The following is a 12,473-nucleotide window of genomic DNA, read 5'->3' on the forward strand; positions in this document are numbered from 1 at the left end:
AGGCGGTGCCGCGTTTCGTAGACTCGGGGCAGAAGACGAGGGGAGGAACGATGTCCGGACACGAGATCACCTGGCTGGGGCACGCCGCCGTGCGAATCCGCCTCACCGACGGCACCACCTGCCTCATCGACCCCTGGCTGTCCGGAAACCCGGCGTGTCCCGCCGCGTTCCACCAGCCCGACAGGGCCGATGCCATCTTCATCACCCACGGTCACTTCGACCACATCGGCGACACCGGCGGCCTGGCGGAGGCTCACGACCCCAAGATCTTCGCCATCCACGAGGTCTCGGCGTACCTCGAGTCGAGAGGCGTCGGCAACTGCGTGGGTCTCAACAAGGGCGGGGCCGTCGAGGCGCCGGGAGGCATTCGCGGGCACCTGGTGGAAGCCGTGCACTCGTCGGGGATCTCGGGCGATGGAGGGATCGTCCCCGGCGGCGAAGCGGCGGGTTGGGTCCTGGAGCTGCCCGGTGGGCCCACCATCTATCACGCCGGCGACACGGCGGTCTTCTCCGACCTGGCCCTCATCGGCGAGCTGTACTCGCCCGAGGTGGCCTTTCTCCCCATTGGTGGTCACTACACGATGGGCCCGGACCACGCCGCTCGGGCCGCCCGCATGCTTGGAGTGAGCGCGGTGGTCCCCATCCACTTCGGCACCTTCCCCATCCTGGCGGGTACCCCGACGGCGCTCGCCACCGCCCTCGAGGGCTCGGGGATCCGCATGGTGGAGGCGACCCCTGGGGATCCGGTCGAGCTCTGAGGGGAAGGCGCCACCCGCTAGCGTCGCGGCCATGCACGAAGACCTCGCCCGCGCCGTAGACGACCTCTTCCCCTCGATCCGCGCCGACCTGGAGGCACTGGTGCGCATCCCGTCGGTGAGCGCCACCGGGTTCGATCCCTTGGAGGTACGCCGCAGTGCCGAGGCGGTCGCCGGCCTCCTCGAGGCGAGCGGGTACCAGGGAGTCCGCCTCCTCGAGCTCGAAGGTGCCCACCCGGCCGTGTTCGGCGAGATACCGGGGCCGCCGGGCGCCCCCACCGTCCTCTTATACGCTCACCACGACGTGCAGCCGCCGGGCGACGACGACGGATGGAGCGTCCCTCCGTTCCAGCCGGAAGAGCGCGACGGGCGTCTCTACGGACGTGGCGCAGCCGACGACAAGAGCGGGGTCGTGACCCACGTCGCCATGGGCCGGATCTTCGGAGCGAACCCCCCTGTGGGGGTCAAGGTGTTCGTGGAAGGCGAGGAGGAGGTCGGGTCCGCCCACCTCGCCGGGTTCCTCGAGGAGCACCTCGAGACCCTGCGGGCCGATGTGATCGTCATCGCCGACTCGGGGAACTGGAGGGTCGGGGTCCCCGCCATCACCACCTCGCTTCGCGGCCTGATCTCGGTCGTGCTCGAGGTGCAGGTCCTGGAGGCGGGCGTCCACTCCGGACAGTTCGGTGGGGCGATACCCGACGCCCTCACCGTCCTCGCCCGAATCCTCGCCTCCCTGCACGACGCTGCGGGAAATGTCACCGTTCCCGGGCTGCTCTCATACGAGTCGGAGGCGCTCGACCTCACCGAGGCCGAACTGCGCGCCCAGTCCGGCGTGCTGCCCGAGGTGGAACTGATCGGCAGCGGAAACCTCACGTCGCGGCTCTGGTCCCGTCCGGCCGCCGCCGTCCTCGCCGTCGACGCACCGCCGGTGGAACGAGCCATCAACCAGCTGCTCCCCAAGGCGCGGGCCAAGGTGAGTGTCCGCCTCGCCCCGGGGGACGACCCGGGCACCGCCATGGAGGCCCTGGTCCGCCACCTCGAATCACAGCCCGCCTGGGGGGCCAGGGTGACCGCCACCCCCCTCGAGTCGGGGTGGCCGTTCCAGCTGGGTGATGCCGATCCCCGGCTCGACGCCTTTCGCGCCGGGTTTGCCGCCGCCTGGGAGCACCCGGCGGTGGACGTCGGAATGGGCGGCTCGATCCCGTTCGTGGCCGTCTTCTCCGAGCTGCTGCCCGACGCTGCCATCGTGCTCACCGGCGCTGCCGATCCGGAGTGCCGAGCACACGGCCCCGACGAGAGCCTGGACCTCGACGAGCTGCGGCGCTTCGTGCTCGCCCAGGCGGTGTCGCTGCGGGAGCTGGCGGCACGATGAGGCTCGATGCCCCGGTGCCCGCCCTGGGGAAGGTGGGTGTGTGGTCCTGGTCGCTGGTCGACCGCCCGGCCCCCGAGGTGCGCTCCGCCGTCGTCGCCATCGAACAGATGGGCTTTCGCGCCGTGTGGTTCCCGGAGAGCCGCGGGCGAGAGGCCTTCACCACGGCGGCGATCGTGCTCTCCGCAACCGAACGGCTCGCCGCCGTCACCGGGATCGCCAACGTCTGGGCGCGCGATCCCGACGCCGCCACGGGGGCCGCCGTAGCCCTCGGCGAGGCGTGGCCGGGGCGCTTCGTGCTCGGCCTCGGCGTAAGCCACGCGCCATCGGTGGCGGCGCGGGGCGGTTCGTATCGCAGACCTATGGAGCAGATGATCGGCTACCTCGACGGGATGGAGAGGGCGCGCTTCGTGGGACCGGAGGCCGACCCGCCGGTGCCGGTGGTCCTCGCCGCCCTGGGGCCGAAGATGCTGCGGCTGGCCGCCGAGCGCACCGCCGGGGCCCATCCCTACTTCGTCCCGGTGGAGCACACCCGCTTCGCCCGCCAGGTCATGGGGCCCGGAGCCTGGCTGGCCCCGGAGCAGGCGGTGGTGCTCGAGACCGATCCCGGCCTCGCCCGTGCCCTGGCGCGCAACCACATGGAGCGCTATCTGCTCCTCGACAACTACCGGCGCAACCTGATTCGCCTCGGCTGGAGCGAGGCGCAGATCGACGCCGGGGGCTCCGACGACCTGGTCGACGCCATCGTCGCCTGGGGAGACGCCGACGCCATCGCCGACAGGGTGCGATCACACCTGGAGGCGGGCGCCGACCACGTCGGGATCCAGGTGCTCTCCGAAAAGGCCTTCCCTCTGGACGATCTGGCGACCCTCGCCAACCGGCTGCTCTAGAGGTCGCAGAACCGACCGCCCACCACCGCCCCGACCACCACATCGAGGTCGGTGGGAAGAGCGGCGGTCGGTGCCAGCGCTCTGAGCCAGGCATCGCTGCCCGGAGGCGACGATACGAACACGTCGATCCCACCCTGCAGCCCGACGGTGGCCACGGCGTGGGGATGGGCGTCGAGGAAAGCGCCGATCGTCGCCCCCGGCCCCGCACCGGAGGCGGTGGCGAGGGGGAAGGCGCCCGAGGTCGCCCGATACGCCACCAGGTGGCGCCCGCCTTCGGGTTTCCAGGTGCTCGGGCCGTCGGAGAAGTACAGCGTCAGGTTGTCGATCTCGACCACCCGCACCTCGGATGTTCCGGCGACACACGCTCCATAGGGATTGTCTTGCGGATCGACGGTCTGCCAGCCGGAGTCCACGCTCGGGGCGGCTCCGGGCATCGCCTGGCGCACGGCGGCGATCGCCGTGTCATCGGCGACCCCGAACTCGATCACGCCCAGCCCGTCGTTCTCCAGGACGATGGAGGTGGCGGCGCCACCGGTACAGGGCACGGCCGAGCGGAGGAAGTCGAACGAGATGGCGACCGCCTCATCGGCGATCCGCTGCGTCCCCAGGAGGAAGACCGGGGCCGATCCAATGACCCTTTCCCCCACCTCGACGGTCAGGTCCCGGGCGAACCCCACGTAGCCAGGCGATCCGTCCCGATAGACGAACTCGACGGGGGCGCCGATGCCACCCTGCGTGCCGGTGAACTCTCCAGGCGCACCGGTGGCGACGGCGAGAAAACCGGCAGCGGTCTCGGCCACGAACGCAGCCTCGCCTGTGGTGTCGACACACACCGACGACACCGCCGCTTCCGTCCCATCGACCAGCACGGTGCCCGGTGCGGCGGCCTTCATCGGAGGTCTCGCCTCAGGCCTGGTGGAGACGAACAGGCGGAAGGTGACGTCGCCGCCGATGGAAACCACTCGAACCGCTTGATCCTGGTCGGGTGCCACCGTCGCTGCCACCGCCGCCGATCCGCTGGCGATCACGGTTCCGTCGAGTGATGCGATCTCGATGGAAGCCACACCCCCCTGACCCGCCGCCACGACTGCCAGCCGCCCGCCTTGATCGGCGCGCACGAAGAACAGCTCCGGGTCATCAGAACCGGCGTTGCCAAATGAGACACCCAGACCATCGACCGTCTCCACGCGGCGTGAGTCGTCGCACTGGCGGGACAGGATGCGCAGCATGTCCTCGTCTGCGGCACCGGTGACCTCTCGCTCCATCGCCTCCTGTGCGGCCTCGACGGCGGCTCTCGTCGCCGGACCGAAGGCCCCGTCGACCTCGAGTGGGCCGAGACCGGCGCAGTTGAGCAGGAACTGGAAGGCGGCGGCCACCTCGTTGTCGTCTCCGGGGGAGGCGATCGGGGGGCCGTTGGGAGTGGGGGCCGGTGTCGTCGTCGTGGTCACCTCGATCGTCGTGCTCGCAGCCACGGTCCCTGAACCGGTGGTGCTGGTGGTTGCGGCGTCATCGTCCGAGCAGGCGGCGAGCACCAGCATCAAGCCTGCCGCCGGCAGGAGGCGGCATCGCCACCCGGTCATGGCCGGAGGCTAGTCAGGGGGTGGTGCCGGCGGCGGGGGCGGCTCGAGAGGCGGCGTCGTCGGCATCGCCAGACGCCTGCCGACGACGATTCCACCGGTGAAGGCGACCACCAGGCCCATGAGAACAGCCAGGGTGAGCACCAGCGCACGGTTGGAGCTCGACTCCTCGGCGTCGGCTGCATAGGGACCATCACCGGGAGCCACATCCGCCAGGGTGGTCGTCTTCTCCTCGGGTCCGCCGGCGGCGGTGGTCACGGCCTGTGCCTGAGTCGTGGTCGAAGCGAGCGGCTCGGCGGCAACGGGCGGGATGGTGGCTGCCCACCACATCGGGTACTCCCATCGGAAGTCGCCGAAAGGAGCCGCCAGCAGATCGACTGGTGCACCCCCACCGACCGGCACGATCCGGATCAGGGCGGTCTCGTCGGCGATCGCCTCATAGACGATTCTGGACCCGTCAGGCGAGAATCGCGGGGCGAAATCGTTGCTTCCGGTCTCGAACGGTGTCTGACCGGAGCCGTCCGGGTTCATCAGGTACATGGTGGCGATCGACTCCTCCCGGGAGGAGCGAAACACGATGCGGCTGCCATCGGGTGCCCAGGAGGGATCCGAGCCGTTCTCGGCCAGCAGGGTCACCGATCCATCGACAGACGAGACCAGGCTCACCCGTGTCAGGGTTCCAGTCGGATCACGGTGCTCCACGACGATGCTGGCACCGTCGGGAGAAACATCGGGGTACAACGCAGTTCCCTCCAACTCGGCCAGGAGGCGCGGCTCTCCCCCGAAACGGGACACTGCGAAGAGCTCAGAGCCCGAGGTGTAGACGATCTCCATGCCATCGGGTGTCCAGGTCGGGCTGTACACCGCCCCCTCGACCACGACCCTGGGGTTGCCCCCGTCGACGTCGATGAGGGTCAACTGACGCGTATAGCCCTCGCCGTACCGGATGAAGGCGATGGCGGTTCCATCAGGTGAGATCTCGGGGTCGGGGTATCGCCCTGCCCCACCGGTCAACACCCGACGGTCGGTCCCGTCGGGGCGCATCAGTTGGACCTCGTACTGCTCGGCCTCGAAATGGTCGTAGCCGAGCACGATCCACTCCAAGTCGAGGACGGGGGGTCCCTCCTGGCCGGCGACAGGCGGGGTCGCCGCAACCAGGATGGCCGCAACCAACAGCACCGCTCGGATGGGCGTCATCGTTCATCCTTGCCGTCGACCGGATATCCGAGTGGTATCGGAGCTCGGCCCGCCTGCCTTGACCCAGAACACCGACACCGTAGCCTGCCGGCCATGACCGTTGCCATCGCACCCGAAGTCTCGAGACGCCTCCGCCGCACCAACCTGATGCTGGGAGTGCTCCATCTGGTCCAGGGGATCGCCATCCTCCTGCTGGCCAACGGATTCGCCCTACCCGTGACCGGATCCTTTCTCGAGGGACCGCCCGGCTCGGGACCGGGCACGGTTCGGACCCTATTCGAGGTGTCGATGGCGGGCGGCGTCGCCGCGTTCCTGTTCGTCTCGGCCGCAGCCCACTTCCTGATCGCCTCACCCTGGTACTTCGATCGCTACCAGGAAGGTCTGGCTTCCGGCCACAACCACGCCCGCTGGGTGGAGTACTCGATCAGCGCCTCGATCATGCTGGTGCTGATCGCCCTTCTCACCGGGATCTACGACGTGGCCGCCCTCACCGCGATCGCCGCCGCCAACGCGGCCATGATCTTCTTCGGGTGGGTCCAGGAGAGGTACGAGTCCCCCGGCGGGAGCCTGGTCCCGTTCTGGCTGGGGTCGCTGATCGGTGCCATTCCGTGGGTGGCGATCGGCATCTACCTGATCACCCCGGGGAGCGATGCCTCGCCACCCGGTTTCGTCTACGGCATCTACATCTCACTGTTCCTCTTCTTCAACTCGTTCGCCATCAACATGTGGCTGCAGTACCGCAGGATCGGTGGCTGGTCCGACTACCTCCGCGGCGAGCGCGCCTACGCCACGCTCAGCCTGGTGGCGAAGTCGGCCCTCGCCTGGCAGGTGTTCGCCGGCACGCTGGCCGGCTGATCACATCGCCGCTCCAGCCGGTTCCGACACCTGCCGACATGGGGCAGGAGCGGCACGCAATACGATGCCAGGAACCGGGAAGGAGGCGGCGTGAAGCGAACCATTGCCTTCTTGGCGACGACCCTGCTCGCCCTGGCCGCATTCGTCCCGGCAGCGCCAGCCGAAGAGGGCCGCTTCACCCTCGCTCCGGTCAATGGCTACGAACCCCTGGTGCGCCTGTCGCCCGGGGATGCGGGAGACGACGTCGCCGCCCTGCAGAAGGCCATGACCGAGGCCGGTTTCTATCACCACGCCATCGACGGCGAGTACGGCCGTTCAACGGCTTCGGCGGTGATCGCATTCCACAAGTACCTGGACCTGGAGCGCAGCGACGTGTTCAACGCCCTCGACTGGATCCGCCTCTCCGGGCTCCCCGATCCCGGTCTGCCCGAACGGACAGACGAACCCGACCGCATCGAGATCGACCTGGGTCGGCAGTTGCTGTTCCTGTTTCGAGATGGGGTCCTCCACCAGGTGATCCCGGTGTCCAGCGGGGGCGGGTACACCTACCGCAGCGCCCGCACCGGGCGGGCGGTGACCGCCTCAACGCCCGAGGGCGACTTCCGGCTCAAGTGGCATCAGCGCACCTGGGTGTGTGACCCGACGACCGGATGGTGTGTGTACAAGTACTGGGCCTTCACCGACTACTACGGAATCCACGGATATAGGAGCGTTCCCACCTACCCGGCGTCGCACGGATGCGTGCGGGTGGAGACCTGGGATGCCGATTGGCTCGAGTCGCAACTGTTCGTCGGGATGCCCGTCCACATCTGGCGGGTTCCACCCGAGGCCGACCCTGTGCCCGAGTCCCCACCGGACCCCGAGACGGTGGCGGAACTGTTCGGCACCGGGCCCGGTTAGCCTCCCGGCCAACCCGGAGGCACTGTTGCGCCGCACCATCTTGCTCGTCTGCGTGCCCCTGTTGGCCGCCTCCTGTGGGGGCGGTGCCGGATCCACGACCCTGCCCTCGGGACCGCCGGCAACAGTGCCCGCCGGCCAGACCACGACCACCCTGGACCCAAGGCCCTGCCAGGGCACGACGGTGATCGCTCCGGAAGGAGGCAGCAGCACCGAGCCCGTGGTCGAACGGCTCCCAGCGGGCAATCCCCACGCCGCAGCCGTCGCCGCCTCACAGGCGATGTTCGACTGCGCCACCGACGTCGTCGTGGTGGGCACCGCCTCCCTCGACCTGGTGGCGATGGCGGCCACCCTGGCCGTCGCCCTGCAGGCGCCACTCCTCTTCGGCGACGAGGGGATGACGAGCCTGCTCGCCTATGAGCTCGACCGGCTGGCGCCTCAACGCCTCTGGCTGATCGGTGACTCCGCTGCCGAAGCGCCGGAGTGGACCGAGGTGACCCGTGTCGAAGGCGACATCGACACCATCGCCGCCGAGGTGGCCCGTCTCAGCGGGGCCGACGAGAAGATCTTCCTTCCCCCCGAAGGCGGAACGGCCACGGTCGCCGTCGCAGTCGAGGCCATGGTCACCGGCAAGTACCTCACTTCGCATACCACCGACGGCACGACCCAGGCGACTCCCACCACCGGGGACGACGTGGTCGCCGGGGCCGGCGAGTCGGGGATGCTGTGGTTGGTCGACGTCGAGGAACCCGAGGCGGCCCTGGTGGCGGCGGCCGGGGCGCTCACCTCGGGCGGTTTCATGGCACTGGTGAACGGTGACGATCTGCGCGCCGACACCGCGGTGAGCAGAGACCTGATGCCCATCGCCGACCTGGTGAGGGCGATCCAGATCGTCGGCGCCAATCCGGACGCCGGATGGCAGGCGCAGGTGCTGCTCAGGGGCGACCAGTTGCCCGGCGGCGGGTTCCTGATGTTCCCCGGTCGCCGTCTCATCGCCCTGTACGGCAACCCGGCGACGACCTCGCTCGGCGTACTCGGAGAGCAGGGACCGGAGGCCGGGCTGGATCGCATCGACACCCTCGCCGTCGGCTTCGACGCCGACGGGGCGCAGATCCTCCCCACGTTCGAGATCATCGCCACCGTGGCCGCAGGCAACCCCGGAAACGACGGCGACTACTCCAACGAAGTGCCGGTCGACCTGCTCCGCGCCTGGATCGAGGTCGCCGCCGCCGAGGGCGCCTACGTCCTGCTCGACCTGCAACCGGGCCGGGCGCGATTCATCGACCAGGCGGTTCTCTACGAGGAGCTCCTGTTGTACCCCCACGTGGGGCTGGCCCTGGATCCGGAGTGGAAGCTGGGTCCCGATCAGCTGCCGTTGCAGCAGATCGGCGGAGTGGGCGCCGAGGAGGTCAACGAGGTGGTCGACTGGCTGGCCGACCTGGTGCGGGAGAACGCCCTCCCCCAGAAGGTGCTGCTGCTGCACCAGTTCCGCGACGACATGCTGCGCGACCGGGACCTCATCCACCATCCGAAGGAGCTCGCCCTCGTGATCCAGATGGACGGGTTCGGTACCTATCCGGAGAAGCTGACCACCTGGAACAGAACCACCGCCGGTTGGGAGGAATCCGACTTCCTCTTCGGATGGAAGAGCTTCTTCGACGAGGACGTGCCCGGGCCGATGGCCCCTGAAGTGATTCTCGACCTCGAGCCGACCGTGGTCTACGTCTCCTTCCAGTGACGGCGGCGATAGCCTCCCTCTGCCGATGAACCCTTCCATCTGGAGCCTCGAGCCCGATCTCGTCTTCCTCAACCACGGGTCCTTCGGCGCCTGCCCCGACCCGGTGCTCGAGTTCCAGGCGGCGCTGCGGGCCCGGATGGAACGACAGCCGGTCCAGTTCCTGACCCGTGATCTCGAGGGTCTGATCGACGATGCCCGCCGGTCGCTGGGCGAGTTCATCGGTGGCGACCCCGAAGGGCTGGCACCGGTGTCGAATGCGACCGAGGCGGTGAACGCCGTCGTCGGGTCGCTCGACCTCCACCCCGGCGACGAGATCGTGGTGACCGATCACGGCTACAACGCCTGCGCCAACGTGGTGTCGCGCGCCGCCGAGCGATCCGGGGCCACGGTGCGCACGGTCTCCCTCCCCTTCTCCGGCATCGACCCGGACCTGGTGTTTCGACGGGTCGTCGATGCGGTCGGAGACCACACGGTGCTGGTCCTCGTCGACCACGTCACCAGCCCGACCGCACTGGTCCTCCCCGTCGAGCGGATCGTCGCCGAGCTGGAGGGACGCGGGGTTCCGGTGCTGGTGGACGGCGCCCATGCGCCCGGGATGCTCGAACTCGATGTAGACGCCCTGGGCTGCTCCTGGTACGCCGGCAACTGCCACAAGTGGATGTGTGCCCCCAAGGGCGCAGGTTTCCTCTACGCCCGGGCCGATCGCCGCCACCAGCTGGTGCCCGCCGTCTTGAGCCACGGGTACAACTCGCCGCGCACCGACCGCAGCCGCTACCACCTGCAGTTCGACTGGACCGGCACCGACGACCCCACTGCATTCCTGTGCGTTCCGGAGGCCATCCGCCAGGTGGGAGCGCTCCATGAGGATGGCTGGCCGGGGCTGCGCGCCGCCGGCCGGGCACTGGCGCTGGAGGGGCGGCGCCTGGTGGCGGAGGCCGTCGAGGCCGACGACCTGCCCCCCGAGGCGATGATCGGGTCGATGGCGACCCTTCCGGTGGACGCTCTGGTCGCACCCGCATCCCACACCGGACGATCCGATCCACTCAACGTCGCCCTCCTGGAGGAGGACCGCATCGAGGTGCCCGTAGTCTCCTGGCCGCGACCGCCGCACCGCATGCTCCGCATCTCGGCCGCCCCGTACAACACGGAGGCCGACATGCAGCGTCTCGCCGATGCTCTCAGGATGCGCGGCGTGAGGGCGTCGGGCGCGCCCGGCGCTCGGCCCGGTCGGTGAGCAGCACCCCGATCAGGATCAGCGCACCACCGAGGAGCAGCCCCGGCTGCAGGCGCTCGTCGAGGAACACCATCCCACCCACCAGGGCGATCGGCGGCACCAGGTATCCGGACAGCGACACCCAGGTGGCCGAGACGGAGCGCAGCATCCAGTAGTAGAGGACGAAGGGCAGGAAGGTCGAGAACACCCCCATGTAGGTCAGCAGGCTCCATGCCTTCACGGTGGGTGCCGCCGGCACCCCCTCGAAGAAGAGCATCGCCACCGCAATGAAGGCGGTGCCGCTGACGAAGTGGACCCCGGTCACCTCCAGTGATCGGTACCCGCCCGAGTGGTGCTTGGCGTAGATGCCACCCACTGCGATCGAGGCCACGGCGAGTACGGCGAGCAGCCCGGCTAGCAGCGGGCGGCCGCCTTCGGCCAGGCCGCTGTCCCCCCACCCGAGGAGGACGGCGACGCCCGAGAACCCCAGCACCAGTCCTGTGACGCGGATGCCGTCGAGCCGTTCGGCGGGTAGCAGGAAGTGGGCCAGCAGGGCGGTGAAGAGGGGGATCAGGGCGGTGGACAGCCCGAGGAAGCCTGCCGAGGCGTACTGGAGGGCGACGTTGGAGAGGATGTAGGGCACGGCCAGGTTGGTGACCCCCATGAAGACGCCGACCTTCCACGCCACCGCCGACCTGGGCATCCCCGATCGCCGCGCCATCAGGAAGCCGACCACCACCAGGGCCCCGACCATGGATCGAATCGCGGCGAGGGCGTAGGGGCCAACGCCCTCGGCGAGGACGGCGCGGCTGGCAACGCCCGCCGTGCCCCATCCCAGGGAAGCGATCACCAGTGCCAACCAGACCCGGCGCATCGGCCGACGATAGGGGCGCCGGCGAGGGCACCCGCCCGGTCCCGCGGCCTACGATCGATCATGGCCCGCACCTGGTCCGGTGCCCTCCTGGTCGTTCTCCTACTCGCGGCGTGTGCCGAAGGGCAGGTTGAGGACGCCGCACCGCCCGCCGACGGCGTCTGGGTGGTGCCGGATGGTTCCGATGCCGCATCGGGGGGGATGCTCGACCCGGTCGCCACCCTCCAGCGGGCAGTGGAGATCGCCGGCCCGGGGGGTACCGTCCGCTTGCTGCCGGGACGCCATCACGGATCGTTGCGCGCCGAGGGGCTGGCGACCATCACCATCAAGGGCGAGCCTGGGGCGATCCTCGACGGAGAAGGATCGGAACCGCTGGGCATCTTCTGCGAGGACTGTCCAGGGCTGATCGTGGAGGATCTGACCATCACCGGGTTCACCGACATCGGAGTGGGTGTGGTCGACAGTGACGGCGTCACCCTGCGGCGACTGGTCGTCCATGGCAACGGCACCGCTGCGCAGCTGACCGATTGGGAGATCGAGGGCTACGGGATCCACATCGAGGGCTGCACGGAGGTGGTCATCGAAGACACCGAGGCATGGGACAACGGCCCGCTGCCCGGAGGCCGCTTCATCCTCGGTACCGCCATCAACACCTACGGCAACCGCGGCGTTGTGATTCGCGGCAACTATGCCCACGACAACCGCGGGGCGGGGATCCTGGTCGAGGACTCGTTCGACGTCGTCGTGGAGGGCAACACCATCACCGCCAACGACCTCGACGCCACCGCCGAGGGGTGGTGGGACGGTGCCCTCTGGATCGACGGAGGCGGACAGGTCACCTTGAGGGGGAACATCCTCCGCCACAACCTCGGACCCGCCATCCAGATCAGCGACGAGGACGACCAGTCGCCCCTCGGGTACCGGCTGACAGACAACGTCGTGACCGACAACGACATCGGCCTGTATGTCTGGGGGTTCGAGGTCGAAGGATGGCCCCCCGAGGAGGTGCTGGAGGTCTCCGGCAACGAGATCTCGGGGAACCGAAAAGCCGACGTGGTCCTGACGCTGCTCCCCTGATCTGGTGCCTTGCACGGCCAGGCCCGATAGGGTG

General features: G+C 69.3%; 11 protein-coding genes. 8 read left to right on the forward strand and 3 right to left on the reverse strand.

Annotation, left to right across the window (positions count from 1 at the left end):
* The first annotated feature begins 50 nt into the window (after window positions 1–50).
* The 3 genes from QY307_03870 to QY307_03880 are packed head-to-tail and all read left to right on the forward strand — an operon-like array spanning window position 51 to window position 3,014.
* Window positions 51–758 (forward strand): metal-dependent hydrolase, encoded by a 708-nt coding sequence (locus QY307_03870; protein WKZ83390.1) that lies wholly within the window; start codon window positions 51–53, stop codon window positions 756–758.
* 31 nt (window positions 759–789) lie between these two features.
* Window positions 790–2,127, forward strand: a complete 1,338-nt coding sequence (locus QY307_03875) for a dipeptidase (protein ID WKZ83391.1) — start codon at window positions 790–792, stop codon at window positions 2,125–2,127.
* Window positions 2,124–3,014, forward strand: coding sequence for a TIGR03620 family F420-dependent LLM class oxidoreductase (locus QY307_03880; protein WKZ83392.1), 891 nt, complete (start codon window positions 2,124–2,126; stop codon window positions 3,012–3,014). Before QY307_03875 ends, QY307_03880 begins: the two co-directional genes overlap by 4 nt.
* Here the strand turns inward: QY307_03880 and QY307_03885 are convergent.
* Window positions 3,011–4,594 carry a peptidoglycan-binding domain-containing protein gene (locus tag QY307_03885; GenBank protein ID WKZ83393.1) on the reverse strand — a complete coding sequence of 528 codons (1,584 nt, stop codon included), beginning with the start codon at window positions 4,592–4,594 and terminating at the stop codon, window positions 3,011–3,013. The two genes, QY307_03880 and QY307_03885, sit on opposite strands and share 4 nt — an antisense overlap.
* A 9-nt stretch (window positions 4,595–4,603) precedes the next feature.
* Window positions 4,604–5,788: a hypothetical protein gene (locus tag QY307_03890; GenBank protein WKZ83394.1), complete on the reverse strand. Its 1,185-nt coding sequence runs from the start codon at window positions 5,786–5,788 to the stop codon at window positions 4,604–4,606.
* A 93-nt stretch (window positions 5,789–5,881) separates the two neighbouring features.
* On the opposite strand from QY307_03890, the gene heR reads away from it, so the two are divergent.
* From heR to QY307_03910, 4 genes are all read left to right on the forward strand, one after another.
* Window positions 5,882–6,643: a heliorhodopsin HeR gene (gene heR, locus QY307_03895; GenBank protein WKZ83395.1), complete on the forward strand. Its 762-nt coding sequence runs from the start codon at window positions 5,882–5,884 to the stop codon at window positions 6,641–6,643.
* A gap of 90 nt (window positions 6,644–6,733) precedes the next feature.
* Window positions 6,734–7,543: a L,D-transpeptidase family protein gene (locus QY307_03900; protein WKZ83396.1), complete on the forward strand. Its 810-nt coding sequence runs from the start codon at window positions 6,734–6,736 to the stop codon at window positions 7,541–7,543.
* Between the two features lie 25 nt (window positions 7,544–7,568).
* Window positions 7,569–9,278: a hypothetical protein gene (locus QY307_03905; protein WKZ83397.1), complete on the forward strand. Its 1,710-nt coding sequence runs from the start codon at window positions 7,569–7,571 to the stop codon at window positions 9,276–9,278.
* A gap of 25 nt (window positions 9,279–9,303) precedes the next feature.
* The gene (locus tag QY307_03910; protein ID WKZ83398.1) at window positions 9,304–10,512 is read left to right on the forward strand and encodes an aminotransferase class V-fold PLP-dependent enzyme; all 1,209 of its coding nucleotides are present in this window, start codon (window positions 9,304–9,306) and stop codon (window positions 10,510–10,512) included.
* Here QY307_03910 and QY307_03915 read toward each other — a convergent pair.
* Window positions 10,457–11,365 (reverse strand): DMT family transporter, encoded by a 909-nt coding sequence (locus tag QY307_03915; protein ID WKZ83399.1) that lies wholly within the window; start codon window positions 11,363–11,365, stop codon window positions 10,457–10,459. The genes QY307_03910 and QY307_03915 overlap by 56 nt on opposite strands.
* A gap of 60 nt (window positions 11,366–11,425) precedes the next feature.
* Between QY307_03915 and QY307_03920 the strand changes: the two genes are divergently transcribed.
* Complete coding sequence (locus QY307_03920; GenBank protein ID WKZ83400.1) at window positions 11,426–12,439, forward strand: right-handed parallel beta-helix repeat-containing protein; 1,014 nt, start codon at window positions 11,426–11,428, stop codon at window positions 12,437–12,439.
* Window positions 12,440–12,473: the final 34 nt, after the last annotated feature.

The sequence above is a fragment of the Acidimicrobiia bacterium genome, from assembly GCA_030584185.1.
In the GTDB taxonomy this organism is placed as follows: Bacteria; Actinomycetota; Acidimicrobiia; order Spongiisociales; family UBA11373.